Source organism: Sphingopyxis sp., from assembly GCF_965227415.1.
In the GTDB taxonomy this organism is placed as follows: Bacteria; Pseudomonadota; Alphaproteobacteria; order Sphingomonadales; family Sphingomonadaceae; genus Sphingopyxis.
Window position 1 is genome coordinate 2,449,884 of the sequence record NZ_OZ245749.1, and the last position, 26,135, is coordinate 2,476,018.

The 26,135-nt window shown below is 64.0% G+C and carries 29 protein-coding genes and 1 riboswitch; of the genes, 16 read left to right on the forward strand and 13 right to left on the reverse strand.

What is annotated here, in order from left to right:
• Positions 1–90 precede the first annotated feature (90 nt).
• The 5 genes from ACO055_RS11975 to ACO055_RS11995 all read left to right on the forward strand — a co-directional run bounded on the left by ACO055_RS11975 (position 91) and on the right by ACO055_RS11995 (position 5,685).
• Positions 91–1,137 (forward strand): glycerophosphodiester phosphodiesterase family protein, encoded by a 1,047-nt coding sequence (locus tag ACO055_RS11975; protein WP_422059106.1) that lies wholly within the window; start codon positions 91–93, stop codon positions 1,135–1,137.
• Between the two features lie 64 nt (positions 1,138–1,201).
• Entirely contained in the window at positions 1,202–1,489 is a 288-nt protein-coding gene (locus ACO055_RS11980; protein WP_422059107.1) for a GIY-YIG nuclease family protein, read from the forward strand.
• Between the two features lie 156 nt (positions 1,490–1,645).
• Positions 1,646–4,714 (forward strand): isoleucine--tRNA ligase, encoded by a 3,069-nt coding sequence (gene ileS, locus ACO055_RS11985; protein ID WP_422059108.1) that lies wholly within the window; start codon positions 1,646–1,648, stop codon positions 4,712–4,714.
• Positions 4,711–5,238, forward strand: coding sequence for a signal peptidase II (gene lspA, locus ACO055_RS11990; RefSeq protein WP_422059109.1), 528 nt, complete (start codon positions 4,711–4,713; stop codon positions 5,236–5,238). The genes ileS and lspA overlap by 4 nt, the downstream gene beginning before the upstream one ends.
• 27 nt (positions 5,239–5,265) lie before the next feature.
• Entirely contained in the window at positions 5,266–5,685 is a 420-nt protein-coding gene (locus tag ACO055_RS11995) for a DUF3035 domain-containing protein (RefSeq protein ID WP_422059110.1), read from the forward strand.
• A gap of 123 nt (positions 5,686–5,808) precedes the next feature.
• Here ACO055_RS11995 and ACO055_RS12000 read toward each other — a convergent pair whose 3' ends face one another.
• The 3 genes from ACO055_RS12000 to ACO055_RS12010 all read right to left on the reverse strand — a co-directional run bounded on the left by ACO055_RS12000 (position 5,809) and on the right by ACO055_RS12010 (position 8,743).
• Entirely contained in the window at positions 5,809–6,477 is a 669-nt protein-coding gene (locus tag ACO055_RS12000) for a hypothetical protein (RefSeq protein ID WP_422059111.1), read from the reverse strand.
• 35 nt (positions 6,478–6,512) lie between these two features.
• Positions 6,513–8,441 (reverse strand): 1-deoxy-D-xylulose-5-phosphate synthase, encoded by a 1,929-nt coding sequence (dxs, locus tag ACO055_RS12005; RefSeq protein WP_422059112.1) that lies wholly within the window; start codon positions 8,439–8,441, stop codon positions 6,513–6,515.
• A 77-nt stretch (positions 8,442–8,518) separates the two neighbouring features.
• Complete coding sequence (locus tag ACO055_RS12010; protein ID WP_422059113.1) at positions 8,519–8,743, reverse strand: hypothetical protein; 225 nt, start codon at positions 8,741–8,743, stop codon at positions 8,519–8,521.
• 161 nt (positions 8,744–8,904) lie between these two features.
• Here ACO055_RS12010 and ACO055_RS12015 point away from each other — a divergent pair, with 161 nt between their 5' ends.
• Positions 8,905–9,909, forward strand: coding sequence for a MipA/OmpV family protein (locus ACO055_RS12015; RefSeq protein ID WP_422059114.1), 1,005 nt, complete (start codon positions 8,905–8,907; stop codon positions 9,907–9,909).
• Between the two features lie 11 nt (positions 9,910–9,920).
• On the opposite strand, the gene ACO055_RS12020 is transcribed toward ACO055_RS12015, so the two are convergent.
• On the reverse strand, positions 9,921–10,814 hold the full coding sequence (locus ACO055_RS12020) for a LysR family transcriptional regulator (protein WP_422059115.1): 894 nt from the start codon (positions 10,812–10,814) through the stop codon (positions 9,921–9,923).
• Between the two features lie 145 nt (positions 10,815–10,959).
• On the opposite strand from ACO055_RS12020, the gene ACO055_RS12025 reads away from it, so the two are divergent.
• A complete protein-coding gene (locus tag ACO055_RS12025; RefSeq protein WP_422059116.1) occupies positions 10,960–11,586 on the forward strand; it encodes a pyridoxamine 5'-phosphate oxidase family protein in 627 nt (208 codons plus the stop codon).
• Complete coding sequence (locus ACO055_RS12030; protein WP_422059117.1) at positions 11,583–11,993, forward strand: VOC family protein; 411 nt, start codon at positions 11,583–11,585, stop codon at positions 11,991–11,993. The genes ACO055_RS12025 and ACO055_RS12030 overlap by 4 nt, the downstream gene beginning before the upstream one ends.
• A 60-nt stretch (positions 11,994–12,053) precedes the next feature.
• On the opposite strand, the gene ACO055_RS12035 is transcribed toward ACO055_RS12030, so the two are convergent.
• The 3 genes from ACO055_RS12035 to ACO055_RS12045 all read right to left on the reverse strand — a co-directional run bounded on the left by ACO055_RS12035 (position 12,054) and on the right by ACO055_RS12045 (position 15,353).
• Positions 12,054–12,512: a DUF6265 family protein gene (locus ACO055_RS12035; RefSeq protein ID WP_422059118.1), complete on the reverse strand. Its 459-nt coding sequence runs from the start codon at positions 12,510–12,512 to the stop codon at positions 12,054–12,056.
• 33 nt (positions 12,513–12,545) lie between these two features.
• Positions 12,546–13,790: a cytochrome P450 gene (locus ACO055_RS12040; protein WP_422059119.1), complete on the reverse strand. Its 1,245-nt coding sequence runs from the start codon at positions 13,788–13,790 to the stop codon at positions 12,546–12,548.
• Positions 13,791–13,898: 108 nt separating this feature from the next.
• Positions 13,899–15,353 carry a hypothetical protein gene (locus ACO055_RS12045; RefSeq protein WP_422059120.1) on the reverse strand — a complete coding sequence of 485 codons (1,455 nt, stop codon included), beginning with the start codon at positions 15,351–15,353 and terminating at the stop codon, positions 13,899–13,901.
• Between the two features lie 78 nt (positions 15,354–15,431).
• A riboswitch (TPP riboswitch) is annotated at positions 15,432–15,542 on the forward strand.
• Between the two features lie 44 nt (positions 15,543–15,586).
• Between ACO055_RS12045 and thiC the strand changes: the two genes are divergently transcribed.
• Both thiC and ACO055_RS12055 read left to right on the forward strand, forming a co-directional pair.
• Complete coding sequence (thiC, locus tag ACO055_RS12050) at positions 15,587–17,491, forward strand: phosphomethylpyrimidine synthase ThiC (RefSeq protein ID WP_422059121.1); 1,905 nt, start codon at positions 15,587–15,589, stop codon at positions 17,489–17,491.
• A 310-nt stretch (positions 17,492–17,801) separates the two neighbouring features.
• A complete protein-coding gene (locus ACO055_RS12055; protein WP_422059122.1) occupies positions 17,802–18,524 on the forward strand; it encodes a hypothetical protein in 723 nt (240 codons plus the stop codon).
• Between the two features lie 336 nt (positions 18,525–18,860).
• Here the strand turns inward: ACO055_RS12055 and ACO055_RS12060 are convergent, their stop codons facing one another.
• Together ACO055_RS12060 and ACO055_RS12065 are read right to left on the reverse strand one after the other, a co-directional pair.
• Positions 18,861–19,031, reverse strand: a complete 171-nt coding sequence (locus tag ACO055_RS12060; RefSeq protein WP_422059123.1) for a hypothetical protein — start codon at positions 19,029–19,031, stop codon at positions 18,861–18,863.
• Positions 19,028–19,942, reverse strand: a complete 915-nt coding sequence (locus tag ACO055_RS12065) for an IS1595 family transposase (protein WP_422059124.1) — start codon at positions 19,940–19,942, stop codon at positions 19,028–19,030. Before ACO055_RS12065 ends, ACO055_RS12060 begins: the two co-directional genes overlap by 4 nt.
• 79 nt (positions 19,943–20,021) lie before the next feature.
• Between ACO055_RS12065 and ACO055_RS12070 the strand changes: the two genes are divergently transcribed.
• The 3 genes from ACO055_RS12070 (at position 20,022) to ACO055_RS12080 (ending at position 21,804) form a co-directional block, all read left to right on the forward strand.
• Complete coding sequence (locus ACO055_RS12070; protein ID WP_422059125.1) at positions 20,022–20,417, forward strand: hypothetical protein; 396 nt, start codon at positions 20,022–20,024, stop codon at positions 20,415–20,417.
• Positions 20,414–21,160, forward strand: a complete 747-nt coding sequence (locus tag ACO055_RS12075) for a hypothetical protein (protein WP_422059126.1) — start codon at positions 20,414–20,416, stop codon at positions 21,158–21,160. The genes ACO055_RS12070 and ACO055_RS12075 overlap by 4 nt, the downstream gene beginning before the upstream one ends.
• Positions 21,161–21,279: 119 nt before the next feature.
• Positions 21,280–21,804, forward strand: a complete 525-nt coding sequence (locus tag ACO055_RS12080) for a 2'-5' RNA ligase family protein (protein ID WP_422059127.1) — start codon at positions 21,280–21,282, stop codon at positions 21,802–21,804.
• A gap of 182 nt (positions 21,805–21,986) precedes the next feature.
• Here ACO055_RS12080 and ACO055_RS12085 read toward each other — a convergent pair whose 3' ends face one another.
• Complete coding sequence (locus ACO055_RS12085; protein ID WP_422059128.1) at positions 21,987–22,226, reverse strand: hypothetical protein; 240 nt, start codon at positions 22,224–22,226, stop codon at positions 21,987–21,989.
• A gap of 215 nt (positions 22,227–22,441) precedes the next feature.
• On the opposite strand from ACO055_RS12085, the gene ACO055_RS12090 reads away from it, so the two are divergent.
• From ACO055_RS12090 to arr, 3 genes are all read left to right on the forward strand, one after another.
• Complete coding sequence (locus ACO055_RS12090) at positions 22,442–22,750, forward strand: hypothetical protein (protein WP_422059129.1); 309 nt, start codon at positions 22,442–22,444, stop codon at positions 22,748–22,750.
• Positions 22,751–22,956: 206 nt separating this feature from the next.
• Positions 22,957–23,523, forward strand: a complete 567-nt coding sequence (locus ACO055_RS12095) for a PEPxxWA-CTERM sorting domain-containing protein (protein WP_422059130.1) — start codon at positions 22,957–22,959, stop codon at positions 23,521–23,523.
• A 157-nt stretch (positions 23,524–23,680) separates the two neighbouring features.
• Positions 23,681–24,097, forward strand: a complete 417-nt coding sequence (gene arr / locus ACO055_RS12100) for an NAD(+)--rifampin ADP-ribosyltransferase (protein ID WP_422059131.1) — start codon at positions 23,681–23,683, stop codon at positions 24,095–24,097.
• 47 nt (positions 24,098–24,144) lie between these two features.
• On the opposite strand, the gene ACO055_RS12105 is transcribed toward arr, so the two are convergent.
• From ACO055_RS12105 to ACO055_RS12115, 3 genes are all read right to left on the reverse strand, one after another.
• Positions 24,145–25,026 (reverse strand): arylamine N-acetyltransferase family protein, encoded by an 882-nt coding sequence (locus ACO055_RS12105; protein WP_422059132.1) that lies wholly within the window; start codon positions 25,024–25,026, stop codon positions 24,145–24,147.
• Positions 25,027–25,152: 126 nt separating this feature from the next.
• Positions 25,153–25,560: a DUF1801 domain-containing protein gene (locus tag ACO055_RS12110; RefSeq protein WP_422059133.1), complete on the reverse strand. Its 408-nt coding sequence runs from the start codon at positions 25,558–25,560 to the stop codon at positions 25,153–25,155.
• Between the two features lie 10 nt (positions 25,561–25,570).
• Positions 25,571–26,020 carry a DUF1801 domain-containing protein gene (locus tag ACO055_RS12115; RefSeq protein WP_422059134.1) on the reverse strand — a complete coding sequence of 150 codons (450 nt, stop codon included), beginning with the start codon at positions 26,018–26,020 and terminating at the stop codon, positions 25,571–25,573.
• Positions 26,021–26,135 lie beyond the last annotated feature (115 nt).

A 26,135-nucleotide genomic window follows, 5' to 3' on the forward strand; every position in this document is an offset into this window, starting at 1 on the left:
GTCGTCGTCACCCCGGACCTGATCCGGGGTCCATGCGGCAAGGCGGGAATGAATGCCGGATCAGGTCCGGCATGACGAAGAGGGGGATGGATGACCGACGACAGCGACTGGGCCTCCGCCCTCACCGGCCCCAAGAAAAAGCCGATGCGCCGCCGCACCAAAATCCTGCTCTGGCTGTTCACGGCGCTCGTCGCCTGGCTCACGCTCAGCAACGCGAGCTGGCTTGCCCCCGATCCGGTCGGCAAGCCCAGGCTGATCGCGCACCGCGGCGTCTATCACCTCTATGACAAGCGCCGCGCGACCGGCCGCGACACCTGCACTGCGCGGTTCATCGATCGACCGGTCGACGCGACCTTCGAGAATACGCCCGAATCGATGCGCCGTGCGGTCGGCCTGGGCGCCGCCATGGTCGAGGTCGACGTCGCGCCCACGAAGGACGGCCGCATGGTGCTGTTCCACGACTGGACCGTCGACTGCCGCACCGACGGCCATGGCGAGACGCGCGACCTGACGCTGGCGCAGCTGAAAGCTCTCGACATCGGCTATGGCTACACCGCCGACGGCGGCACGACCTTTCCGCTGCGCGGCAAGGGCATCGGCAAGATGCCGACGGTCGAGGAAGGCCTCGCCGCGCTGCCGGTCCACCCGATCCTGTTCAACTTCAAATCGAAGGATGCCGCCGAGGCCGATCAGCTGTTCGCGATCCTGAAAGCGTCGGGCCGCGACAGCGCGCGGCTCGGCGACGCCTTCTACGGCCATGGCGCGCCCGTCAAACGCATGCGCGAACTGCTCCCGCACAACTGGTCGTTCGACCTCAAGAGCGAGGCGAAGGCGTGCACCCGGGATTATGCGCTCTATGGCTGGACCGGCATCGTCCCCGACAGCTGCCGGAACGGCGTGATCGCGATCCCGGTCAACTATCAATGGGCGTTCTGGGGCTGGCCCGACCGCCTGATCGAGCGCATGGACCGCGTCGGGGCGAGGGTCATCGTCTTCGGCCCGTTTGAAAGCGGCAAGTCGAACGAGGGGCTGTCCGCCCCGCAACAACTTGCGAAGGTGCCCGCCAGCTTCAACGGCTATATCTGGGTCGAGAATATCCGCGACGTCGGCCCCGCGCTGCGGCCGCGGCAGAAATAGGATTGCTCCATAGCGGACAAAGCTGATCCCCAGCGAAAGGCGGGGCGCGCTATAACGGCGCATCATGAAGCAAGGCTGGATCTACATCCTCACCAACAAGCGCAATGGCACGCTCTACATCGGCGTTACCAGCAACCTTCCCCAGCGCATCCAGCAGCACCGCGAAGGATTGATCGGGGGCTTCACCAAGAAATATGGCTGCAAGATGCTCGTCTGGCTCCAGCATTTCGAGAATCTTCACGATGCCCGCCGACGCGAGGTGCAGATGAAGGAATGGAAACGAGCCTGGAAGATCGAGCTGATCGAGGCAGCCAACCCCGAATGGCGCGACTTTTCCGCTGACCGCGTATAACCCGCATGGGCCCCGGCTTTCGCCGGGGATCACAAACTGGCCGCTCCCCCTCGTGATCCCCGGCGAAAGCCGGGGCCTAGACGCCCGAAACAACCTCGCAGCCCGATATCAACTTGAACGTGACTTTTTCGCCCAAGTTACGCTAAGCGCCCGCGGATGACCGACAGCACCTCCGCCCCCGAAGCGCGCGATTATCGCGACACCGTCTTCCTGCCCAAGACCGACTTTCCGATGAAGGCCGGCCTGCCGCAGAAGGAGCCGGCGATTCTTGCCAAATGGCTCGAGGGCAATCTGGAAGGGCAGATCCGCGAAAGCCGCGCCGGGCGCGAGCAGTTCATCCTTCACGATGGCCCGCCCTATGCCAATGGCGATATGCACATCGGCCATGCGCTCAACCATATCCTGAAGGACATGGTCGTCCGCACCCAGACGCTGAAGGGCAAGGATGCGCCCTATGTTCCCGGCTGGGATTGCCACGGCCTGCCGATCGAGTGGAAGGTCGAGGAGCAGTATCGCAAGAAAAAGCTGAACAAGGACGAGGTTCCGGTCGAGGAATTCCGCGCCGAATGCCGCGCCTATGCGCAACATTGGGTCGACACCCAGCGCGAACAGCTGAAGCGCCTCGGCATCGGCGGCGACTGGGACCATCCGTATCTGACGATGGATTATGAGGCCGAGGCGACGATCGTCCGCGAACTGCTCAAGTTCGCGGCGAACGACATGCTCTATCGCGGCGCCAAGCCGGTGATGTGGTCGCCGGTCGAAAAGACCGCGCTCGCCGAGGCCGAGATCGAATATGAGGACATCGTCTCGACGCAGATCGACGTCGCGTTCGAGATCGTCGAGAGCCCGATCGCCGAACTGATCGGCGCGCATGCGGTGATCTGGACGACGACGCCGTGGACGATCCCGGTCAACCAGGCGATCGCCTATGGGCCGGATGTCGAGTATGTCCTCTTTTCCTTGGAGCAAGACGCCTATCCGCCGCTGACCGAGGAGGAAAAGCAGCAGCACGGTTGGAGTTGGTTGGGCAGCCGAGTGCTGATCGCGAAACCGTTGTTCACCGCGTTCATGGCCCGATTGTGGGGCAAGGTTCCAGTCGTCGATTGGCCGGTCGGCGATGATGGCTTTAGCAGCTACCGTACCTTTAAAGGCTCCGACCTCGCCGGCACCGTCGCGCGCCACCCAATGCACGCGCTCGGCGGCTTCTTCGCGCGCCCGCGCCCCTTCCTCGCGGGCGACTTCGTCACCACCGACAGCGGCACCGGGCTCGTCCATATGTCGCCCGACCATGGCGAGGACGACTTCGACCTGTGCAAGGCGAACGGGATCGACCCCGTGTTCGCGGTCGAGGGCGACGGCAAATATCGCGAAGACTGGGGCTGGCTCGGCGGCCAGGGATCGGTGATCAACCCGAAATTCAACGCCCCCGACGGCCCGATCTGCTCGGACCTCCGCGACGTCGGTGGCCTCCTCGCCGCCAGCGCCGATTACAAGCACAGCTATCCGCATAGCTGGCGCTCGAAGGCGAAGGTCATCTATCGCTGCACCCCGCAATGGTTCGTGCCGATGGACCGGGTGATGACGCATATCGAGCCCAAGGCGCCGCGCGAGCAGCGCTGGGAATCCGAAGGCGGCGCGATCAACCCCGCCGAGGAAGATCTGTGCGCCGCGCCGACGCTGCGTGCAGCAGCAATGCACGCGATCGACCGCACGCGTTTCGTCCCCGAAAAGGGTCGCAACCGCATCGGGTCGATGGTCAAGGACCGCCCCGACTGGGTACTCAGCCGCCAGCGCGCGTGGGGCGTGCCGATCACCTTGTTCGTCGACCGCAAGACCGGGCACTATCTGAACGACCCGATCGTCAACGACCGCATCGTTGCGGCGGTGAAGGCGGGCGGCGTCGATGCGTGGAGCGACACGCGCGCGCAGGAATATCTCGGCGACGCCTATGACGCCGCCGATTACGAACGCATCGTCGACATCCTCGACGTCTGGTTCGATTCGGGCTGCACCCACGCCTTCGTCCTCGAAAGCGGCCGCTGGCCCGCGCTCGTCCGCCACGACGGCGGCACGCACAGCGCCGACCTGTATCTCGAAGGCAGCGACCAGCATCGCGGCTGGTTCCAGTCGAGCCTGCTCGAAAGCTGCGGCACGCGCGGCCAGGCGCCGTACAAGGCGGTGCTGACGCACGGGTTCACGATGGATTCCAAGGGCTTCAAAATGTCGAAGTCGCTGGGCAACACGATCAGCCCGATCGACCTGATGCGCGACTATGGCGCCGACATCCTCCGCCTGTGGGCACTTTCGGTCGACTTCACCGAAGACCACCGCATCGGCAAGGAAATCCTGACCGGGGTCGCCGACCAGTATCGCAAGCTGCGCAACAGCTTTCGCTATCTGCTCGGCGCGTTGGAAGGCTTTACCGAGGAAGAGCGCATCACCGACGTTTCGGCGATGCCCGAGCTCGAGCGCTATATGCTGAGCCTCCTCGCCGACCTCGACGCGAAGCTGGCGCAGGCGGTCGATGACTTCGATTTCAACAGCTACACGCGGTTGCTGTCGGATTTCTGCAACGAGGATCTGTCGGCCTTTTATTTCGATATCCGCAAGGATGTCCTCTATTGCGACCTCGGCCCTGCGGCGCCGCTTGGCACCGACACGCGGCGCGCGTACCGCAGCGTGCTCGATATGCTGTTCCACGCGCTGGTGCGCTACGCCGCGCCGGTGCTGGTGTTCACGAGCGAAGAGGTGTGGGGCACGCGCTATCCCGATGCGGGCAGCGTGCATCTGCTGGAGTGGCCAAACCTCGACACCCTCCCCAACCTTCGTCATCCCCACGAAAGCGGCGACGCAGAGCTTGCGTCGGCTGGCTCCGCCTTGGGTTCCCGCTTTCGCGGGAATGACGAGTTTATGAAACGTTGGCGGGAAGTTCGCCAGCTGCGTAGTCAAGTAAACGAGGCCATCGAACCCCTCCGCCGCGAAAAGATCGTTCGGTCCAGCCTGGAAGCAAGCGTAGTCTGCGACAATATGTTGGCGTCGGAATTTACGTGGGCGGAGTTATCGGAACTGTTCATCACGGCCTCCGTCGAACGCCGCGCAGGCAACGTCGTAGAAGTTACCCCTACCACCGACCACAAATGCGGCCGCTGTTGGCGTCACCTGCCCGAAGTCGTCGAGGACGGCAGCTTGTGCAATCGCTGCGAGACGGTATTGGACGCATGATGAGTACGCGTTCCCCGCACCTGCGCTTTGGCCTGGCCATCGCCGCCCTCGCCTTCTTCCTCGACCAGCTCGCGAAATGGGTCGTCACGGTCCCGTTGTCGCTCGAAACCAAGCCCTATGGCTCGATCGAGCTCGTCTCCTTCTTCAACCTGACCTGGGCGCAGAATTACGGCATTTCGCTGTCGATGTTCTCCGGCCAGTCGCCGACGACGCGCTGGATCATCGTCGCGGTGACCGCGATCGTCGCGACCGCGGTGGCGATATGGATGGCGCGCGAAAAGGCGAAGGGCGACGTCATCGCGCTGGCGCTGATCCTGGGCGGCGCGCTCGGCAATATCGTCGACCGCGTTCGCCTTGGCTATGTCGTCGACTATGCCGACCTGCATTTCGGCAGCTTTCGGCCTTTCATGATCTTCAACGTCGCCGATGCGTGCATCACGATCGGCGTGCTTTTGCTGGTTGCGCGCGCGCTGCTCTTGGGCGAAAAGGCCCCAGCCGCGGACGGCCAGCCGTCCGCCGAATAAACGGGGCGCATTGGGAGTATGATTTACGTGAACCGGACCACCGCCATTGTTGCCGCCTCGATCCTTGCGACGACGCTTTCGGCCTGCGGGTCGAACAATCTGTTCAGCCGCGACCGTCCCGACGAATTCGCGGTGTCGCGTCAGGCACCGCTCGTCGTGCCGCCCGATTTCTCGCTGACGCCGCCCGCTCCGGGCACCGCACGCCCCGGCGGCGAATCGACGGCCGAACAGACGCTGCGCGCGCTGTTCGGCGGCGCCGCCCCGCGCAGCGCGACCGAAAGCTCGATCATCGGCAGCGCCGACGGCCAGCGCGGCGACCCCGGTATTCGCAGCAATGTCGGCAGTCCCGACACGCAGGTCGTCGACAAGGGCCTGATCACCCGCGACATCATCTTCGCCCCCGAAGGCGACGGCCGCGACGCACAGGCCGCGATCCCGGGCGCGTAAGCCGTCCGATCCGGCAAGGAAATCGGGCGGCCTTCGGTCGCCCTTTTTCATGCCCGGCAGACGGCGATGCGGGATGGTCGCGCCCTCTTTGTGTCTTTGTGTGAGAAACCTGGGGCCAGGACCCTAGTTGAACAGGCTGGATAGCAGCAGCACCGCCACCAGGCTCTCGACCATCGCGCGCGACGCATGGCCGAACGCCTTCAGCCGCCCGCATTTCAGATGCTGGTTGAACCACGCGGTTTGCAGGAAACCGAACCACAGCAACGCGAAGATCGCGAGGCCCGCACCCGCGAGCACTGACCATATATGCGCCAGCTTGATCAGGATTTCGCCGGCGCCGAGCAGGATCGCCAGCACCGCGGCAACATAGCATTGGCTGTAGAAGGGGGCGCGCAACGTGTCGCGATTGACCTGAACACTGCGCGCTCGCACCAGCCGCGTCGCCATCATCACCGGGAACAGGCTGTAGCTGACGATGCGCAGGATGATCAGGTCGGTGTTTGTGCTGACCAGCGCAGACAGCCCGACCTTGCTCGTCATCACGGCGTCGTTGCCGACGAGCGCAATCTCGGCCGCATGGACCAGGATCAGCGACAGCAGCAGGAAAAGCGGCGGGCTCAGCGTGTCGGCATATTGCTGCTCGGGCTTGTCGCCCTGCTCGCCGTCCGAATAATCCATCATCTTCAGCGGGCGGACCAGGGTGCGCCAAAGCGTGGCGGGATAAAATACCAGCCACGACATCACTTCATAGAGCAGCTCGTCGAGCGATTGCAGGAGGTTGAAGAAGTTCATGGCGCCCTATGCCCTCCGGCTTGATCGGCCCCCTATCAGGCGCGCGCGCCGGCCTCTTCGACACCCGCGCTGTTATGCCGCAGCGCCTTCAGGACACAATCGACGATCTGCGGCGCGTTGAGCCCCGCTTCGTCATATTGCAGCTCGGGCTTGTCCTGGTCCTGGAACACATCGGGCAGCCGCATCGTGCGCAGCTTCAGCCCCGCATCGATCAGCCCCTCGTCGCTCGCGAGCGTCAGCACATGCGCGCCGAGCCCGCCGATGCTGCCTTCCTCGATCGTCACGCACACCTCGTGACTGGCCAGCGTCCTGCGGATCAGATCCTCGTCGAGCGGTTTGGCGAAACGCAGGTCGATCACGCTGGTCGAAAGGCCCCGCGCCTCGAGCGTGTCGGCGGCCTTCAGCGCCTCGGCCAATCGCGTCCCGAGCGAGAAGATCGCGACGGTCTTGCCGCTGCGCACGACGCGCCCCTTGCCGATCTCCAGCTTCTGCGGAACGTCGGGCAAGGCGACGCCGGTGCCGTTGCCGCGCGGATAGCGGAACGCGATCGGGCCATCGTCATATTCGGCGGCGGTATAGGTCATGTGGACCAGCTCGGCCTCGTCGGCCGCCGCCATCACGACGAAATTGGGCAAGGTCGCCAGATAGGTCACGTCGAACGACCCCGCGTGCGTCGAGCCGTCGGCGCCGACCAGCCCCGCGCGGTCGATCGCAAAGCGCACCGGCAGATTCTGGATCGCGACGTCGTGGACGACCTGATCGTAGGCGCGCTGAAGGAAGGTCGAATAGATCGCCGCGAACGGCCGCATGCCCTGCGCCGCCAGACCCGCAGCAAAGGTCACCGCATGCTGCTCGGCGATCCCGACGTCGAAGGCGCGGTCGGGGTGCGCTTTCGCGAATTTGTCGACGCCGGTCCCCGACGGCATCGCCGCAGTGATCGCGACGATCCGTTTGTCGGTGTCGGCCAGCTTCGCGAGCGTCTCGCCAAAGACATTCTGGTACGAGGGCGGTCCCGGCGGGGCTTTCGCCTGCTCGCCGGTGATCACGTCGAATTTCTGGACGCCATGATATTTGTCGGCGGCGGCCTCGGCGGGGGCATAGCCCTTGCCCTTTTGCGTCACCGCATGGATCAGTACCGGGCCGTGGTCGCTGTCGCGAACATTCTCCAGCACCGGGATCAGATGGTCGAGATTATGCCCGTCGATCGGCCCGACATAATAGAAACCCAGCTCCTCGAACAGGGTGCCGCCCATCGCCATGCCGCGGGCAAACTCGTCGGTCTTCTTCGCCGCCTTGTGCAACGATTCGGGCAGTTTGCGCGCAAAGCGCCGCGCGATCTCGCGCAGTTCGACGAACGGCCGTGACGACACCAGCTTGGCCAGATAGGCGGACAGGCCCCCGACCGGCGGCGCGATCGACATGTCATTGTCGTTGAGAATGACGATCAGCCGGTTGCCCGCCTGCTGCGCGTTGTTCATCGCCTCATAGGCCATGCCCGCCGACATCGACCCGTCGCCGATCACCGCGATCGCGCGGCCGGGCTGGTCCTTCAGCTTGTTCGCGATGGCAAAGCCCAGCGCGGCGCTGATCGACGTCGAGCTGTGCGCGGCGCCGAACGGGTCATATTCGCTCTCGCTGCGCTTGGTGAAACCGCTCAGCCCGCCGCCGGTGCGCAGCGTGCGGATGCGGTCGCGGCGGCCGGTGAGGATCTTGTGCGGATAGCATTGATGCCCGACGTCCCACACGATCTTGTCGCGCGGCGTCTCGAACACATAGTGGAGCGCGACCGTCAGCTCGACGACGCCGAGCCCCGATCCCAGGTGCCCGCCGGTCGTGCCGACGGCAGAGATCATCTCGGTGCGCAGCTCGTCGGCGAACTGGCGGAGGTCTTCGGGCTTCAGCTTGCGGAGGTCGGCGGGGACATCCACCGTGTCGAGCAGCGGCGTATGCGGACGATCGGTCATCGCATCGTCATAATGGTAACCGCAGATACTGTCGAACGAAAAGCCAACCTCATCCCCTCCCGCAATCGGTAACAGCGCTATTCCTCGTCCTCCCGACCCTTCGCCGTATCGATCTGTTCATAAAGGCCGCGTACCATCAGGTCGGTGAACACCAGCATCACCCCGATCATGCCGACCAGCAGCACGACCGCAACCGACGGGAACGGGCCGATCGCGTCGACGCCGCGGCTGCGCGTCACCGCCGCGACCAGCACGGCGGCGGCCATCAGGCCATAGCCCGCAAAACGTCCCGCGCGGGTCATCGGGAACCAATGGCCGTGCGCGGGGATATCTTCAGGACAAAAGGGAGTTGGTGCATGAAAGTCACGATGAAGTGAAAAGCATCCCCCCGCAAGACGAAGTCTTTGCATTGTCCCGACAATCACATACACCCCCGCCCGGGGGACAAGAATATAGGATGGATATGCCTGATTTGACGTCGTTCTTTCGTTTTGCCGCGGTGCCGTTTGCCGCATCCGTCGCGGCCTTTGCCGCAGCGCCCGCCTCCGCCCAGGACATGGCGCTACCCTATGACCTTCCCGCCATCGCCGATGCCGGGCCCGCTGCCGAGACCGACGAATCGGTCCGTTTCATGCAGGACAGCGGCGACATCGACGAGAATATCCTGCTCCCGGCGCAGGGTCCGCATTCGGAGGACGACCGCAAATATGCGCGCGACTATTTCGCGATCGCCGGCGGCGTGATCACCGTGCCCAGCTATAACGGCTCGGACGAGCGCAATATCCTGCCGGCCTTCTATTTTCGTGGCCGTTTCAAGGGTTTTGCTTTCTCGACCCGCGGGACGAACTTCCAGGTCGATCTGATCCGCCAGAAACGCGGGCAAAAGACCGACATCAAATTCGGCCCGATCATCAACCTGCGCAGCGACCGCACCGGGCGCATCAAGGATGCCCAGGTCGAAGCGCTGGGCGACAGGAAACTGGCGGTCGAGGCGGGCATTTCGGCGGGCATCACGCATACCGGCATCGTCACCAGCGGCTACGACCAGGTCGGGCTGCGCGTCGTCGCGTTGAAGGACATCTCGGGCCGTCACGGCAGCTGGGTCGTCTCGCCGACCGTCGATTATGGCACGCCGCTGTCGAAGCGCGCGTTCATTGGCGTCTCGGCGTCGATGAACATCTATGGCAAGGGCTTCGGCCGCTATTATTTCGACGTCGATCCCATCGGCAGCGCCGCGAGCGGGCTTCCCGTCTATTCGGCCGCGGGCCGCAAGGCGACCTTCGGCAAATATACGTTCGGCGTCGCGGGCGCCTATGCCTTGTCGGGCGACCTTCGCAAGGGCTTCGTACTGATCGGCGGCGCGCAATATGGCCGGATGACCGGCCGCTATGGCGATTCGCCGATCGTCAGCATCGCGGGCAGCCGCGACCAGTGGCTGGCCGGCGGCGGCGTCGCGTACCAGTTCTAGGGTAGCGACTCTCAGGCGGCCAACCCCGCCATCCGCATCCGCATCTTCATCGCGTCTATGAACAGCCGCACCGCGGGCAGCGCCGCGCGCGATGGCTCGAACAGCAAATGGACGGGAAGCGGCGGCGGCATGTCGGCGGACAGCAACGCCACAAGCCGCCCCGCGTCGACCGCATCGGCGACCTGATAGCTCAGCAGGTTCGCGATCCCCAATCCCGCCTCGGCCGCCGCGATCACTCCGTCCACCGTGTTGACGACCAGCCGCGGTCGCCGGTCGAAGCGCCAGCGCCCGTTCGCGAGCTGCCACTCGTTCGCCGTGCGCGGCCCTTCCATGCCGATCACATCGTGCCCCGCCAGATCGGCGACGGCCGCGGGCGCGCCGCGCCGCGCGAGATAGGCGGGGCTCGCAACCAGCCGTTGCCGCACCGCGCCGATCCGCACCGCCTTCAGGCTTGAATCGGCCAGCGCCCCGATCCGCACGGCGACATCGATCCCTTCCTCGACGATGCGGACATTGCGGTCGATCAGCATCATCCGCACCGTCAGCGCGTCGTGCCCGGTCAGCAGCGCATCGACGACGGGCAGGACGTGCAGCCGCCCGAACATCACCGGTGCGGTCAGGTACAGCTGTCCGCGCGGCGCCGCCTGTACGCCGCGTACCTGGCGCTCGGCATCGGCCAGGTCGCCGAGCACCCGCCGCGCCTCACCCAGAAAGGCGCTGCCGGCATCGGTCAGCGCGACCGCTCGCGTCGAGCGGTGGAACAGCGCGGTGCCAAGCCGAGCCTCGAGCGCGGCAATCCCCCGCGTCACCGCAGGCGGCGAGATGCCAAGTTTGCGCGCCGCCGCCGCGAAGCCGCCCTCGCCCGCCACCGCGACGAACATTTCCAGCGTCTGCAACCGGTCCATAATTATTCCACTTTCAGGAATTATATCGTTCCCGTTTCGCCGATTATCATCCTCGGCGCAACGCCGTATATGGGAAGCGCGAACGGAGGGCAGCCCCCTCCTCCGGCCTCTTCGTTCGCACCTTTGCCCAGGAAGGCGACGAACGATGGCGCAGAATTACCGGCACACCCTGTTCAACGGCGCGGTGAAAGCGTTGCAGGAACAGCATGGATCACGCGCGTCCTATGCCAGGATGGATGCGGGCGCCGACGGCACCCCGGATCAGCTGACCGACAAGGAGCTCGATTTCATGGCCCTGCGCGACAGCTTCTATATGGCGAGCGTCAACGCGGACGGCTGGCCCTATATGCAGCACCGCGGCGGCCCCGCAGGCTTCCTGCGGCATATCGCGGGCAACCGCATCGGCTTCGCCGATTATCGCGGCAACAAGCAATATATCAGCACCGCCAATCTCGCGGGCAACGACCGCGTCTCGTTATTCCTGATGGATTATCCGAACAAGGAACGGCTGAAACTCGTCGGCCATGCCCACAGCGTCGAGCTCGCCGACGATCCCGCCGCGGTCACGGCGCTGATGCCCGAGGGCTATCGCGCGACGCCCGAGCGCGCCTTCTTCATCGACGTGATCGGCTGGGAGTGGAACTGCTCACAGCACATCACGCCGCGCTTCACCGAAGCCGAAATTTCCGCCGCGATCAAACCAATGGCGACCGAACTCAACCAGCTGCGCGCCGAAGTGGCCGCGCTCAGAGCAGAAAAGGAAACGACATGACGACAGCCTTCACCCAGGGCGCGCACCATATCGGCCTCGCCGTCCGCGACGTGAGCGAAGCGCGCGACTTCTTCGTCGAAGCGCTCGGTTTCACGGTCGCGGCCGAACGCCCGGATTATCCGGCCGCCTTCGTGTCCGACGGCACCACCTTGCTGACGCTGTGGCAGGTCGCCGACCCCGCGCACGCGACGCCGTTCGACCGCCGCGCCAACATCGGCCTCCACCATCTCGCGCTTGGTGTCGCCGACCTGGAAACGCTCCGCACCGTCTTCGCTCGCGTCCAGAACCACCCTGGCACCGTCGTCGAATTCGACCCCGAACCGATTCGCGAAGGCGCGACGACGCATCATTTCATCTGCGCGATGCCCGGCGGCATCCGCATCGAGTTCGCGACACCCTTCGCTTGAAAGGAAAAGCCGACGATCGGAACCCGACGTGCGCCCGCGTTCGCAGCGCTCATCGGGCCGTCACCGCCGCTTATAGATCCAGCTCTGCGCCTTCGACCCGTCGATCTTCGAGATGGTGGCCGTCATGACGTCACCGCCCCGCACATAGCGGATGCGCTGCGGGTAATCATGCGCCGCATTCTCGAAGGTCGCCGACATGGCGTCATGCTGCGCCAGCCGGAACGCGACGGGCGCGCCGCCGCCCGGCTGTGCGAGATAGGCGATCGTGCCGTCGGTGCCCGCCGCCAGCCGCAGAAATTCGAATTCGCCCAGGCGCGCGCCGCGCCCCGAGCGGCTCGCGCCCAGCATCACGCCGCCGCGCGGGACCGTCCAATATTCCTCGGTCCAGCGGACGCCGTTCGCCTCGTCGGACTTCTCCTCGACCCAGCTCCCGGCCATCCACGCCAGGTCGTCGAGCGTTGCCGCGGGTTTCGCCGCGATCAGCAGCAGACTTGCCGCCATCTGCATCCACCGCTTCATCACCCTCTCCCCCTCACATCGCCGGCGGCCGGCTCATCCCGCCTCGGACTCGCGCTCGATCCGCACCGGCATGTGCACAAAGCCATGCAGAAAGGGGCTCGGCAGTCGCTCCGCGGGGCCCTGCGGCGCGATACGGATGCCGCGATCCACGATTTCCTCGATCAGCGTGCACAGCTGGATCTCGGCAAGCCGCGCCCCGACGCAGCGGTGGATACCGTGGCCGAACGCGACATGCCGCCGCGCATTGTCGCGTCCGACGTCGAAGCGCTCGGCATCGGGAAACACGCTCTCGTCGCGGTTCGCCGAAATATACCAGAGGATGACCTTCTCACCCTTGCGCAGCATCTGCCCGCCCAGTTCGACATCCTCGGTGCAGGTGCGCCGCATGTGCGTCACCGGCGACTGCCAGCGGATGATCTCCTGCGCCGCGTTGGGGATCAGCGACGGATCGGCGCGCAGCCGGTCGAGCTCGCCGGGATAGCGGTGCAGCGCCTCGACCAGCCCGCTCATCGAATTGCGCGTGGTGTCGTTGCCGCCGACGATCAGCAGCGCGATATTCGCGAGCCGCTCCATCGGGTTGAGGCTTCCCATCGCGTCGCTGTGCACCATCCGCGACAGCAGGTCGTCGGTCGGCGCCATCGCCTTGCGCTTGGCGAACTCCTCGTCGAAGCGCGCGAGCATCGCGGTCATCTGCGCCATCCATTCGGCGCGATATTCCTCGGTCGCGGTGTCGGGCGAGACATTGCCGCCATAGTCCGACCAGCGCTTGAGGTCGTGGCGTTCCTCCCACGGGAAATCGAACAGGATGCACAGCATCCCGATCGTCAGCGGCACCGATACGCTTTCGACCCAATCGAACGTCTCGCCGACGGGCAGCGCGTCGAACAGTTCGCGCGTGCGCTGCTTCACCGTCTTTTCGCGCTCGCCCATCTGGCTCGGGTTGAAGGCGGGGGCGATCACCTTGCGCTGCGCAGTGTGAACCGGCGGGTCGGCAGCGATGAAGTTCGGCAGGTTCGATTGCGGCGGCGGGTCGGCGATGACGATATTGCCATTCTCCCACGACGAGGAGAAGACCATGGGCTTGAGCTCGACCGCCTGCACCAGCGCGTGGCTCGCGACCGACCAATATCCGCCATAGGGACTGTCGGGGCACCAGCTGACGGGCATCTGGGCGCGCAGTGCCGCAAAGGGTTCGCGCCAGCGATCCTCGACATAGAGTGCGATGTCGCTGACATCGACCGGGCTCACCGCACGCGCTTCTTCGACCACCGACGCCATATTGCTCTCCCGCTGCCCGCGCTTCGCGGGTCTTGCGGAGCCGACTATGCCATGCCCGGAAAACGAGTCCACCCATAGTGCACCGCGGCTTGCGCCGGGGATCACCAACTACATATCATGCTCGCGCAGATAGCGGTTTATCTCCGATGGCGACGCCGCGCCGCTGCACCCGCCCGGCCGTTCATAGACGCACATCCGCTGGCCGCCGCTGTCGCCGCAGCTTTTCCTGACGAACGCCGGCGACAGCTCCTTTTCGAAGCCCGGCCACACGACCGCGCTATTGTATAGCGCCGGATCGACCTTCGGATCGCCCTTGCCCCGGATGAAGATCGGCACGTCGCGCCGCAACCGCGCATAACCATAGGTCCCGTCGAACTCGCGCCCGACGAGGGCGAAGCCGCACAGGTCGGCACGCCCGCGCGCCGCGTCGATCGCCTGCGCGGTGAAGGGCGTGACGATGAAGGTATCGCGCGCCTTGTACACCGGAACCACCGTCGCCGCGGCGAGCAGCCAGGTGACGATGAGCAGCTTCGCCCGCCCCTCGATGCGTGCGCCGCGCCGCGCCGCCCACCATGCCGCAAAGTCGGCGGTCGCGACCCCGGCAAGCAGGACCAGCGCGCTGAGCGAGGGGATCAGGAAGCGATATTCCTTGTGGCCGATGGCGCTGTGCACGACGATGTTCGCGACCGCGAAGATCATCAGCAGCGGGTAGCGCCGCGCGCCCCAGGCTGCGAGCAGCCCGATCGGCACCGTCCACACCGACCAATAATCCCAGACCTCGCGCCCATAGCCGAGCGGCCCCGACACGCCATAGCGTGCCGACACATTGTCGACGAGGTTGCGGGTGAAATTATGGACCATCCATTCGAACGGATAGTCGCCGCCGAGCCAGTCGCTCCCCGCGCCGACCGCGAGCGCCAGCAGGCTGCCGCCGAGCAGCGACACGAACCCGGCAAAGCGCACCGTCCACAGATACCACAGCGCCGCCAGCCCGATCGCCGGCGCCAGGTGCGGGCGGAACAGAAACGCCAGCCCCAGCGCGAAGCCGATTGCCGCGAGCACCCGCGCGCTCCAGTCGCGCTTCGCGAGCAATGCGATCGCGGGCACCGCCAACAGCGCCGCCATCTGCTCGGTCAGCGGATGCGGCGCAAAACCGACCAGGTCGGTCCAGAGCGCCGCGACCAGCCCCGCGGTCCAGAAATGCGCCCGCGAAATCCGCGCCCCCAGCCATCCCGCCGCGCCGACGAGTCCCAGCGACAGCAGGGCCATCACGATTCGCGGCACCAGGATCGGCAGCCGGCTGTCGGGCGCGATCCACTCGCCCAGCCGCATCGGCCACGACAACAGCCACGGATACAGGTCCGCGCGCATCCCGTCGCGATATTCCCAGGTCATCACCGAATGGCCGTGCGTCGCGCGGAACGCGCCCTCGAGATACTGATACACCTCGTCGGGGTGCAGCACGGTCTCGACCCACGCCGACGCCAGCCGCAACGCCAGCGCCAGCGCCAGCACGACGATCCAGTCGCGCCGCGTCACCGTTCCGATTTGATCAGCCCCCATAAGGCGGTGGTAGCGGGCCCGATTCGCGCTGTCACCTTCCCTTCGCCATGGACATTCGCGCCGCCCCGCCCTAACGTCGCGGCATCCCCGGGGAGCCTGTGTGAAGCAGCAGGTTGAGAGCGGAACAGTCCGCGACCCGTTGAACCTGATCCGGCTAATACCGGCGGAGGGAGGGTTGGCGTTCCACGACCGGAATCCCATTCTCGCTCCGATAACGAACGGAGCGACTGCACATGGCCGACATCGATTCCCGCCTCGACGCGAAGAGCATTGGGCGCGCCGCAACCCCCATCGGCGTCACCACCGGCCCGATCCGTGGCAGCCGCAAGATCCATGTCGCGACGCAGACCGGCAGCGGCATCCGCGTCGCGATGCGCGAGATCGACCTCGACCCGCACAGCGGCGAGCCCCCCGTCCGCGTCTATGACACCAGCGGCCCCTATACGGACGCCAATGCGACGATCGACATCAACGCCGGCCTGCCCGAGATTCGCGCCGACTGGATCCGCGGTCGCGGCGACGTCGAGGAGGTCACCCAGCGCGAGGTAAAGCCCGAGGATAACGGCCAGCTCGGCCCCGACCGCAGCGGCGGCGTCCCCGCCTTCCCCAACGTCCGCCGCCAGGTGCTCCGCGCCAAGCCGGGGCAGAACGTCAGCCAGATGCACTATGCCCGCCGCGGCATCATCACGCCCGAGATGGAATATGTCGCCGAGCGCGAAAATCTCGGCCGCGCGCGCCTCGCCGAATATAAGCGCGACGGCGAAAGCTTCGGCGCGAGCATCCCCGACTATGTCACGCCCGAATTTGTTCGTGATGAAGTGGCAAGAGGCCGCGCGATCATCCCCAGCAACATCAACCACCCCGAGAGCGAGCCGATGGCTATCGGCCGCAACTTCCTCGTCAAGATCAACGCCAATATCGGCAACAGTGCGGTCGCATCCGACGTCGCGGCCGAGGTCGACAAGATGGTCTGGTCGATCCGCTGGGGCGCCGACACCGTCATGGACCTGTCGACCGGGCGCAACATCCACGACACGCGCGAATGGATCATCCGCAACTCGCCCGTCCCGATCGGCACCGTCCCCATCTATCAGGCGCTCGAAAAGGTCGGCGGTGTCGCCGAGGACCTGACGTGGGAGATCTTCGCCGACACGCTGATCGAGCAGGCCGAACAGGGCGTCGACTATTTCACCATCCACGCCGGCGTCCGCCTGCCCTACGTCCCGCTCGCGGCAAAGCGCATGACCGGCATCGTGTCGCGCGGCGGCAGCATCATGGCGAAATGGTGCCTCGCGCATCACAAGGAAAGCTTCCTCTACGAACGCTTCGACGAGATTACCGAGATCATGAAGGCGTATGACGTCGCCTACAGCCTCGGCGACGGCCTGCGCCCCGGCAGCATCTATGACGCGAACGACGAGGCGCAGTTTGCCGAGCTCTACACGCTGGGCGAACTCACCAAGCGCGCCTGGGCGCAGGACGTCCAGGTGATGATCGAGGGCCCGGGCCATGTCCCGATGCACAAGATCAAGGAGAATATGGAAAAGCAGCTGGAGGCGTGCGGCGAGGCGCCCTTCTATACGCTCGGGCCGCTCACCACCGACATCGCGCCGGGCTACGACCATATCACCAGCGGCATCGGCGCCGCGCAGATCGGCTGGTACGGCACCGCGATGCTTTGCTACGTCACGCCCAAGGAGCATCTGGGCCTGCCCGACCGCGACGATGTGAAGGTCGGCGTCGTCACCTACAAGCTCGCCGCCCACGCCGCCGACCTCGCCAAGGGCCACCCCGCCGCGCAGGTCCGCGACGACGCGCTATCGAAAGCGCGCTTCGAATTCCGCTGGCGCGACCAGTTCAACCTGTCGCTCGACCCCGACACGGCGGAGCAATATCACGACCAGACCTTGCCGGCAGAAGGCGCCAAGACCGCGCATTTCTGCAGCATGTGCGGCCCGAAATTCTGCTCGATGAAGATCAGCCAGGAAGTGCGCGAGTTCGCGGCGAAACAGAACCAGCCTGCCGAGAATTTCATTGCGGTGGAGGAAGCCGAGAAGGGCATGGCCGAGATGAGCGAGCTGTTCAAAGAGACGGGTAGCGAGCTTTATATGGGCGCGGGTGGCAGGGAGCATGATTGAGAATCACGTGAAAAATGCTCCGACCGATCTAGATTTGTCTCCGATTTAGACATTATCGATCCATCATTGCAGAATTCTACGGGGCCCTTTTGGGCCCCGTTTCATTAGGTGTCGGCGAAACCATGATACGCTGGCGATACGCAGTTAAACGCCTATTTCTACAATATATTGATATTACGTTATTTTTATAACACAAAAATGCGTCATATCCACCTTACTCCAGCGTATTATGGATACGCCGACACCTTCTGATGATTTTGGGGCCTATATACCTGTTTGACCCAACGGGATAATTCCGCAAAATGCGCCTATGACGACGGGCGATTCGGATGCGAGCAAGCTGCTCTATGAGTCGATCATAGAGAGGGAGCGAAAGCTGGCCGCTGCAAAGGCTGAGCGCGACAAGAAGCCGTTTGTGGTTCCCGATATCTCGGAGGCGTTCGACGATACCTATGCGCAATGCATTTTGCCCTCAGCGGCATTAGAACGCTTCAAGTTCAGCACTCGAGAGCTGTCGGTGACGCAAATGCACCGCGAGCTGAAAAGCTCACGGGTCCAAGCCGTTTGCCACGAAGCCATCAGTTTCATAAATGGGATGGGAACGCGGATTTCCCGCGCAATGCTGGACAGCTGGGTTTGGCACGTTGATGTTCCCGCTCCTGACGATGGCTTTTGGGAAACTGGATATTTCAGAATTCTGGTACCTGAGACGATGGGCCGAACAAGTTGGCAAGGCGAGATCGAGTTTTTTGGCATCCGATTTTGGCCTGATGGCCTGCCCGGCGGAGTAGACAATCCCCTCCCATCGCAGCGACAAGAGCCTAGCGGCGATGACGCCCTGAAGCCTGACGTTAGCCAAGCTGACCTTGACAGGTGGCACGAGATTTTCACTGCAATTCATCCAAATGCGGTTGAGGATTTTGCCATCCGATCCGCCCGCGCAATGTTCCCCGAGAACAAAGTAGCAAGGCAGAGAGTCCGCGATTTACGTGGACCACAAAAGCGCGGAAAACCTGCAATTCGCGACAAATGATGGCGATTTAGCCGCGAATTATCGGCGAATTTGACGCGAATATGGACGGCGATTTTCGTTCCACCCAAGGTCTCTCCATCAACCCGGAAAGCCGGGCAGCCGATGGAGCATGAACATGGGACCGTGAGATAGCAGAAACGAAAAAGGCCACCCTCGCGGGTGACCCTTCGTGCCGGTGCCGAAGCGACCGATCTAAGCAATCAAACAGTCGCACCAATCGGACCCGGACGCAACCCACATCATGCGATGGAGGGACCGATGGTCTATATCCAAGCATATTTCCGCATCAGGTTCGGGCGTGTTGAATACGTCCGCGCCCACTTCCGCAACCAGTAGCTAAGGCTGCTCCGCGTTTCCGTCGTCACCTGGCCCCCGCTTCGGCGGGGGCTTTTTTCGTGTCAGTTTCACCTTGTCGGGCAGTTCCTTGGGGTCGGTCCCGATGAACCGCTCCAGCGCCTCGTCAAATGGCATATCCAGCCCAAGGGGCCGCTCGCGCTGGCCGGTCATGCGATCAGCGCCTTGTAGGTCAAGCGCCCATGGGTCTGCGACAGGAGCGCGTTCACGCGGTCGCCCTCGTCGATCGAACGGAGATTGAAGCGCCACGTCATTTCGCCAAGGTAGGCGTTAATGTGCTTCGGCGAAAGCCAATGGTGGGTGCCGATGATCTGGCGCTTAAACAGCGCCCAGACGCTTTCGATGCCGTTGGTATGAAGGCAGTAGTTGCGGACATATTCACCCGCCGAATGATTGACGCGGTGATGGGTGTAATCGCGACCGAGGCCGACGAACGAACCATGCTCGTCGGTCATCAGGGAGGAACCCGGCTCGACTTGGCTACGGATGACGCTCTGGACGTTGCGCGCCGACAGCGTAGGGGTCGTGCCGGTGCGAAGTTCGCCGTCGCGCTCTAAGATGCCCAGCACCGCAATCTTGCCCTTACCGCCCTGCTTGCCGCCGGTGCGCTGCCAAGCGTGTTTGTTCTTTTCCTTGCCGCCGATGAACGTCTCGTCGGCCTCGACCGCGCCGGACAGCGGGCGGTTGAACGATTGGGTGCGGATGGCATGGCGAAGGCGATGGGTGACAAACCACGCGCTCTTTTGGGTGATGCCCAAATCCTTCGCGAGTTGGGTGCTGGCGATGCCCTTCTTGTGCGACGTGATAAGCCAGATTGCCAGCATCCAAGTGCGCAGCGGCAATTTGCTGTCCTCAAAGATGGTGCCGACGCGGATCGAGAACCGCTTGCGGCAGTCGCCGCACTTGTGCGTTTTGCCATCCGAAAAGTGATAGACCTTGGTTGACTGGCAATGGGGGCAGAACGCGCCGTTCTTCCAACGAATGCCGGTGAAATGGTCAATTGCCGCCTGCTCGTCGGGGATGGCTTGCATCATCTGGAGGAGGCTGTTGAAGGTTGTCGTCATCGCTGTTCTCCGTGTCGATGACGTTCTTATAGGTGTTTAATGGACCCACGTCAATGGGTCACACAAGTATATAGGCCCCATGATTTTCTTGTCCAAAATTTCTAGCAAAAGCGCCGGACCCAAAGCTTCGAAAAAGAGCAAGTCGGTAATTTCAATCGATAAACAGTTGAATCTCATGCCGAACGGCAAGGAATCTGCTATAGAATTTTCAAATAATAAGAGCCCTAAGAATCATCTAGAAAAAGTCTTGGTGGCAGTTTACTATATCAGCAAAATTCTTGAAATCGAAGCGGTCAATATTTCTCAAGTTTACACGTTCTACAAGCATCTGTCTTGGCAGGTTCCAGCGAACTTGGCGAACGCGCTGAGCAAGGCCGGCGTAGAGGGCTGGCTCGACACCTCTGATCAAAGCGATCTCAAAGTCGCTGTTGGCGGAGAGAATTACGTCGAACACAAGATGGGCGCTGGCACATGAGGAAGCTCCTTCTCAACGTTCCCGATGCATACGAGGACGAACTCTTTAAGCGATATAAAGAGATTGAGAGGAACTTTCGCGAACGGCGATGGGAGCCGGCAGAGTTGAACGGCGGCAAGCTATGCGAGGCCAGCTATGCAATCCTAAAAGGATATGTTGACGGCGCCTATCCAAGCATACCGAAAAAGCCAGACAGAATGCTTCCAGATTGCCAGAAGCTAGAGAATGCGCCCGTGAGCTTTGGCCGGTCGGTTCGCCTCCAGATACCACGCATGATCGTAGCGCTCTACGAAATTAGGAACGGACGAAATGTAGGCCATATCGGGGGGGACGTTGATCCGTCTCATATGGACGCCGTGTGCGTTCTACATATGGCTAAATGGATTGTTGGCGAGTTTATCAGGATTTTTCATGGTGTTCCCACCGACGAAGCTACACGCATCGTCGAATCTCTCACCGACAGGCATATCGACGTGGTTTGGAGGACCGGGGACAAGAAGCGGATTCTAAAGCCCGATCTGACCATGCTCAATAAGGCGCTACTGATGCTCTACAGTGAAGTCGAACCAATGGGCGAGGCTACGCTGGTAGACTATATCGAGCATTCCAATGCGTCTGTGTTTCGGCGAGATGTCCTCAGACCAGCCCACAAAGCGAAACTTTTGGAATACGACGTTAAATCAAAGACGGTGGAGATCTCTCCGCTTGGCGTAAAGCGGGTTGAGGAACAAATATTGGTTTAGCCGAGACCATCGGGATTACGTTGACAGGTACAGAGCTTCCAAATTTCCACTGATTGGCCGGGGCCCCACGGAACGCTCGACAGTCGGCCTCGTCGCCACACCATGCTACACTCCAACCCATGCGCGCCCGAAACCCCCTCTACGTCATGGTCAAGCCGCCGCCAGAGGTGCAGGCGCAGATCGCCGCGCTGCCGCGCAACGATCCTTCGCGCGGGCCGCACCTCCTCCATGTCACCCTCATCTCGCTCTACGACCTGCACTATGCGCCGCCCGAGTGGCTGCCCGCGACCATCGCCGCGCTGGACGGCTTCGCCGCCGCCCCCTTCCCGCTCCGCTTCGACCGGATCGAGAACCGCAAGGCGGTGACGCTGCGCACCCGCGATCCGCTGGCCGAGGCGCGGGCGTTTCAGAAGGCGCTGGTGAACCATCTGCTGCGCGAGAAGGCGCCGATCATGGACGGCACCACACCCGAACCGCACATCACGATCAACTATCGCGGCGACCGGCTGGGGGCCGAGACTCTGGGCAAGAAGATGCCGCCGATCGGCTGGACGGTGGGCGAAATCATCCTGATGGAAAGCATCGTCGGCAAGACCACGCATGTCGAACATGGCCGCTGGCCGCTGCGCGGGGATGCGGGCTGACAGCGACGGCGTTGGAGGGAAGAGCGGGCGTTTCGCCGTCCGACATTCGTCATCCCGGATTTGATCCGGGATCCATAACCGCGCGGTCATAGTGGATCCCGGATCAAGTCCGGGATGACGAGAGTGCGATATTCTCCCGTGCCGCAGACATGCCGGCCGCGCGACCGAAAGGCCCCTCCCCCTCAGCCGAAGCGACGACGAAACCAGCCCCACTTTTTCGGAACGACCGGCGATTGGCCGGAAATCCGGACCAGATAATTGCCCAGGATCGCCGCTTGCTGCTTGGTCATCAGGAACCGGAACAAGTCGGAGTCGTGCGTCTTGGCCGCTTCGGACGTCTGCACGCTTTCGATCCGGAGCATGATGTGGTCGCCCGCATCATGATGCTCCCATCCGACCAGTGCCCCAAAACTCTCCATCATCTCGCCTTGCCCCTCCCGATCGGCGCCCCTTCCGATCTGCACTTTTACCACGCCATCGGCATGTTGTCGTCCGGCGGTCGTTTCCGATCGAGCCGCGCTCCCTTTCCGTTCGTGTCGAGCGAACGGGGTTCATGGCGTGTTTTCGCCGGCCCGCGCCCGCTTGCCGATATCCGCGGCCCGGCCTATCCTCGGCCTTCCGCCCCAAGGACTTCCCCATGTCGCACCCCTCGAACATCGTCCATTGCGCCGGCCCGCACGATCCGCACGCGCTCGACGGTATTTCGCCGCGTCCGCGCACCGGCGACCTCGACGTGCGTTGCCCGGTCTGCGCGGGACATGGTCAGTGGAACAGCCAGATCGACCTGATCAGCCACCGCTCGATCCGCGTGCCCTGCCCCAAGTGCGACGGGCGCGGCTGGATCGAGACCGGGGCCGACATGGTCCCCAGCCACGACATCGCGCTGTCGCCCGAGGGGCATCCGGTCTGGGTCGTGCGGCTCGACCCCTCCGACGATATCGAATGATCTGCGCTCGGCGGATGGTCAGCGCCGTCCGCCGCGGGCGCGAAATCGCCGGAGCGACGGCGGCGCAAATGTCCCGTAACGGGACGCTATTCGCTTGTTCGGAATTGCTTTCCTGTTAAGAACGCTTAATAAATATTATCAGTCGCACGAATTCTTTGCTGCGAACGCCGGCTCTTTGCGGACCAGGCGATACAAAAGGGTGGGCTATGAAAAAGACGATCTTACTGGCGATGACCGCGATCAGCACGTTCGCTTCGCTTCCCGCGCAGGCTGCAACGGTTTTCGCCGGCAGCTGGACGGTCGATCAGGGTCCCAGCTGGTCGGGCTCGCCCCCGAACGGCCCGCTCGCCTATACCGGCCAGGAAGCGGCGGCGCTGCTTTTTGGCGGATTGGCTTCGGATTACGTCATTTCGACGGTCGACAATCTGGTCGCGAACATCAACAATATGGCCTGGTATTCGGTCATTGGGTATAACGGCAATCAGGGCGATGGCGGCTCGTTGCTCGCCCAGGACTATTCCAGCAAATATCTGGGCCAGTTTTACGGCCCGACGACGGGATATCCGCTTGCCACTCCGACCGCTGCGGCATCGGCCTATGTCAGTGACAATGCGAGGGGCGCGACGTTCACCAACTATGCATTCCGGATCGACGCCGCCCCCGGCGTTCCCGAACCGGCGACATGGGTGATGATGCTGGCTGGCATCGGCGCCGTGGGCGCAGCGATGCGCCGCCGCTCGGCGCAGCCGCGCGTGACGGTCTCCTTCGGCTGATCCATCGCCAGATCCGAAAAGCAGAACGCCCGGGTCACCCCCGGGCGTTTTCTTTTGGGCGCCTGGTCCGACGCCGACAGGGCACCGATTTATCTGGCAGCGACGCGGGAATTTTGACACGCTGGCCCGCCCAACGACAGCCGATGCGAGCCCGACGATGACGCACAGTCCCACCGGCCCCGACACGGGCGCGACCTTCTATCACGGCACCCGCGCCGACCTGGCGGCCGGCGACCTGCTCGCCGCCGGTTGGACCAGCAATTACCAGGCGGCGCCGATGTCGTGGATCTATTTCAGCGCCGCGCTGGAATCGGCGATCTGGGGCTGCGAACTCGCCGCAGGGGACGGCCGCGAGCGCATCTATATCGTGCAGCCGACGGGCGACTGGTTCGACGATCCCAATCTGACCGACCAGAAATTTCCCGGCAACCCGACGCGCAGCTATCGCAGCCAGTCGCCGCTGCGCGTGGTGGGCGAGGTCGAAAGCTGGGACCCGCACCCGCCCGAAATACTACAGGCGATGAAGGACAATCTGGCCAGGCTTCAGGCCGAAGGCGCGCCGATCATCGACTGATCGCGGCCGTGTCCGGCGGCGACGGCGGGCTGCACAGCGGGCCACGCCTAACGGATGATTTCCGCAGTCGCCGCGCGTTCGATGGCGTGGCGCCAGCCGGGCTCGGGGGTGAGCAGAAAGACGGTGGCCAGCGCGGCCTCGATCTCGTCGGCGGTCAGGTATCGCTGCTCGCTGCTGCCGTCGGCGCGGCGGATCGTCAGCCGGTTGTCGCGCAGACCGTGCCGCGCCTCGGCCGTCGTCCGCGCCGCGACCAGCTGGTTGCGAAAGTGCGAAGCCGGATGTTGCGACGTGTACCAGTTGCCGAGCTCGTAATCGATCGCCGGTGCGGGCGCATCGTCCAGGTCATACAGCACATGCCATTCGCCGGCGATGTCAGCCTCGACGCGGTGACCGCCGGCGCGGGGCCGGATGCGATAGCTTTCGTGCCGCGTCGGCTGCGCGTCGCCATGGTCCATCGCCAGCGGCTGCGGCGGCACTGCGGCGCCGAAACCGACATCGGCGAGCCACGGCCGCCCGTCCAGCCACACGCGCACCGTCATATGCGTGCGCGGCGTCGGCGGCGCATCGTCGGGCAGCATCCATCGCACCCGCCCGATCAATCCTTCGGCGCGAAAGCCCAGCGCGACCAGCACCCGCAGGAACAGCGCGTTCTGTTCGAAGCAATAGCCGCCGCGCCGCCGGTCGATCAGCTTTGCCGCGACCGCGTCGGCGCCGATGTCGACCCCCGCGCCGGTCAGCGCGTCGAGCGCCTCGAACGGGATCGCCGCGATATGCGCCGCCTGCAATTCGGCCAGCCCGTTCACCGTCGGCGCGGGCGCCGCGGGCAGCCCGATGCGCGCCAGATAGTGCGCCAGGAAATCGCTGTCGTCTGCGGGTTCGGCGGCGGGTGCCGCAGCGCCGGATCGCGGCGGCGGGCTGTCATGCAACATGGACGAATGCTCCTCTCGAATCACCTGCCGCTCCTTATGAAATCTCAACTTCGGTTGAGATCAAGCGCAAGCTTCGCCTGCCGTCGGACGCGGCGGGGCGCTGGGGGCATGGCGCTGGGCCGCCACCTATCCCTTCGATCGCGCCGGCTTCGCCAGATTCGCCGCAACCGCGCCGCGGACCAGCGCCTTGAACGCGTCCTCGTCGATGCCGTCACCTTCGGCGAAATCGATCGCGCGGCGGACATTGCCGTCGAGGCTCGCATTGAACAGCCGCTTCGGATCGTCGAGCGACGCCCCCTTGGCAAAGGTCAGCTTGACCTTGTCCTTGTACGTCTCGCCGGCGCACAGCACGCCCGCGCGTTCCCACGTCGGAACCCCCGCGGGATTGGTCGGCTTGCGCCATTTGACCGTTTCCTCGATCGCCGGATCGGCCGCGCGGATCAGCGCGCGCAGCGTCGCCAGCGTGTCGCCGCGCCAGTCGCCGAGCGACGCGAGCTTGGCATCGATCAGCGCCGAAGGGTCTTCGTCGTGCATGGCTGTCCTTTCACAATGCCTCGCCGGGGATCGCGCTCGCCTGGCGGATCCAGTCCGCAAACGCCGCCTCGTCGATCGTGTCGTCTTCGCGAATATGGACATAGCGCGTATCGCCGCTCTTCGACGCCACCGGAGGTACAGGCGTCAGCATCGCGCCGCGAAAGAAGGCGACCTTGATATATCGGTCGAAGCAATGGATGCTGAGAAACCAGCGGTTCGGCGCGTCGCCCGGCGCGCCATAGAGCGGCGAGTTCCATTTCACTGCCCTGCGCACGCCCGGCACCACGCGCTCGATCAGCGCGTCGAGGCGCGCCCAGGCCGCCGACTTCCACCCCGGCATCGCCGCAATATAGGCCTGCACCGGCGCATCGCCCTCACCCTTGGGAATCTGCGGATTGCCGCCAGCGAGCAGGACGGGCGCGCCATCCTTGGCGGAACCGGGGGAAATATTCTTGGCCATGTCGTTGCTCCCCGACCCAGGATATCCTGCGGAAAGGAAATGACAAGTTCGGTCAGCGCCACCGAACCGCCTGTCCGTCATCCGCTCGTCGATGCGTGCCGACCTCGCGTCGAAG

Excerpts from the sequence above, each read along its gene's own strand:
- ACO055_RS11975 (WP_422059106.1), top strand. The coding sequence starts at position 91 with ATGACCGACGACAGCGACTGGGCCTCCGCCCTCACCGGCCCCAAGAAA.
- ACO055_RS11980 (WP_422059107.1), top strand. The coding sequence starts at position 1,202 with ATGAAGCAAGGCTGGATCTACATCCTCACCAACAAGCGCAATGGCACG.
- ileS (WP_422059108.1), top strand. The coding sequence starts at position 1,646 with ATGACCGACAGCACCTCCGCCCCCGAAGCGCGCGATTATCGCGACACC.
- lspA (WP_422059109.1), top strand. The coding sequence starts at position 4,711 with ATGATGAGTACGCGTTCCCCGCACCTGCGCTTTGGCCTGGCCATCGCC.
- ACO055_RS12000 (WP_422059111.1), bottom strand. The coding sequence starts at position 6,477 with ATGAACTTCTTCAACCTCCTGCAATCGCTCGACGAGCTGCTCTATGAA.
- dxs (WP_422059112.1), bottom strand. The coding sequence starts at position 8,441 with ATGACCGATCGTCCGCATACGCCGCTGCTCGACACGGTGGATGTCCCC.
- ACO055_RS12010 (WP_422059113.1), bottom strand. The coding sequence starts at position 8,743 with ATGACCCGCGCGGGACGTTTTGCGGGCTATGGCCTGATGGCCGCCGCC.
- ACO055_RS12015 (WP_422059114.1), top strand. The coding sequence starts at position 8,905 with ATGCCTGATTTGACGTCGTTCTTTCGTTTTGCCGCGGTGCCGTTTGCC.
- ACO055_RS12020 (WP_422059115.1), bottom strand. The coding sequence starts at position 10,814 with ATGGACCGGTTGCAGACGCTGGAAATGTTCGTCGCGGTGGCGGGCGAG.
- ACO055_RS12025 (WP_422059116.1), top strand. The coding sequence starts at position 10,960 with ATGGCGCAGAATTACCGGCACACCCTGTTCAACGGCGCGGTGAAAGCG.
- ACO055_RS12030 (WP_422059117.1), top strand. The coding sequence starts at position 11,583 with ATGACGACAGCCTTCACCCAGGGCGCGCACCATATCGGCCTCGCCGTC.
- ACO055_RS12035 (WP_422059118.1), bottom strand. The coding sequence starts at position 12,512 with ATGAAGCGGTGGATGCAGATGGCGGCAAGTCTGCTGCTGATCGCGGCG.
- ACO055_RS12040 (WP_422059119.1), bottom strand. The coding sequence starts at position 13,790 with ATGGCGTCGGTGGTCGAAGAAGCGCGTGCGGTGAGCCCGGTCGATGTC.
- ACO055_RS12045 (WP_422059120.1), bottom strand. The coding sequence starts at position 15,353 with ATGGGGGCTGATCAAATCGGAACGGTGACGCGGCGCGACTGGATCGTC.
- thiC (WP_422059121.1), top strand. The coding sequence starts at position 15,587 with ATGGCCGACATCGATTCCCGCCTCGACGCGAAGAGCATTGGGCGCGCC.
- ACO055_RS12055 (WP_422059122.1), top strand. The coding sequence starts at position 17,802 with ATGACGACGGGCGATTCGGATGCGAGCAAGCTGCTCTATGAGTCGATC.
- ACO055_RS12060 (WP_422059123.1), bottom strand. The coding sequence starts at position 19,031 with ATGACCGGCCAGCGCGAGCGGCCCCTTGGGCTGGATATGCCATTTGAC.
- ACO055_RS12065 (WP_422059124.1), bottom strand. The coding sequence starts at position 19,942 with ATGACGACAACCTTCAACAGCCTCCTCCAGATGATGCAAGCCATCCCC.
- ACO055_RS12070 (WP_422059125.1), top strand. The coding sequence starts at position 20,022 with ATGATTTTCTTGTCCAAAATTTCTAGCAAAAGCGCCGGACCCAAAGCT.
- ACO055_RS12075 (WP_422059126.1), top strand. The coding sequence starts at position 20,414 with ATGAGGAAGCTCCTTCTCAACGTTCCCGATGCATACGAGGACGAACTC.
- ACO055_RS12080 (WP_422059127.1), top strand. The coding sequence starts at position 21,280 with ATGCGCGCCCGAAACCCCCTCTACGTCATGGTCAAGCCGCCGCCAGAG.
- ACO055_RS12085 (WP_422059128.1), bottom strand. The coding sequence starts at position 22,226 with ATGATGGAGAGTTTTGGGGCACTGGTCGGATGGGAGCATCATGATGCG.
- ACO055_RS12090 (WP_422059129.1), top strand. The coding sequence starts at position 22,442 with ATGTCGCACCCCTCGAACATCGTCCATTGCGCCGGCCCGCACGATCCG.
- ACO055_RS12095 (WP_422059130.1), top strand. The coding sequence starts at position 22,957 with ATGAAAAAGACGATCTTACTGGCGATGACCGCGATCAGCACGTTCGCT.
- arr (WP_422059131.1), top strand. The coding sequence starts at position 23,681 with ATGACGCACAGTCCCACCGGCCCCGACACGGGCGCGACCTTCTATCAC.
- ACO055_RS12105 (WP_422059132.1), bottom strand. The coding sequence starts at position 25,026 with ATGTTGCATGACAGCCCGCCGCCGCGATCCGGCGCTGCGGCACCCGCC.
- ACO055_RS12110 (WP_422059133.1), bottom strand. The coding sequence starts at position 25,560 with ATGCACGACGAAGACCCTTCGGCGCTGATCGATGCCAAGCTCGCGTCG.
- ACO055_RS12115 (WP_422059134.1), bottom strand. The coding sequence starts at position 26,020 with ATGGCCAAGAATATTTCCCCCGGTTCCGCCAAGGATGGCGCGCCCGTC.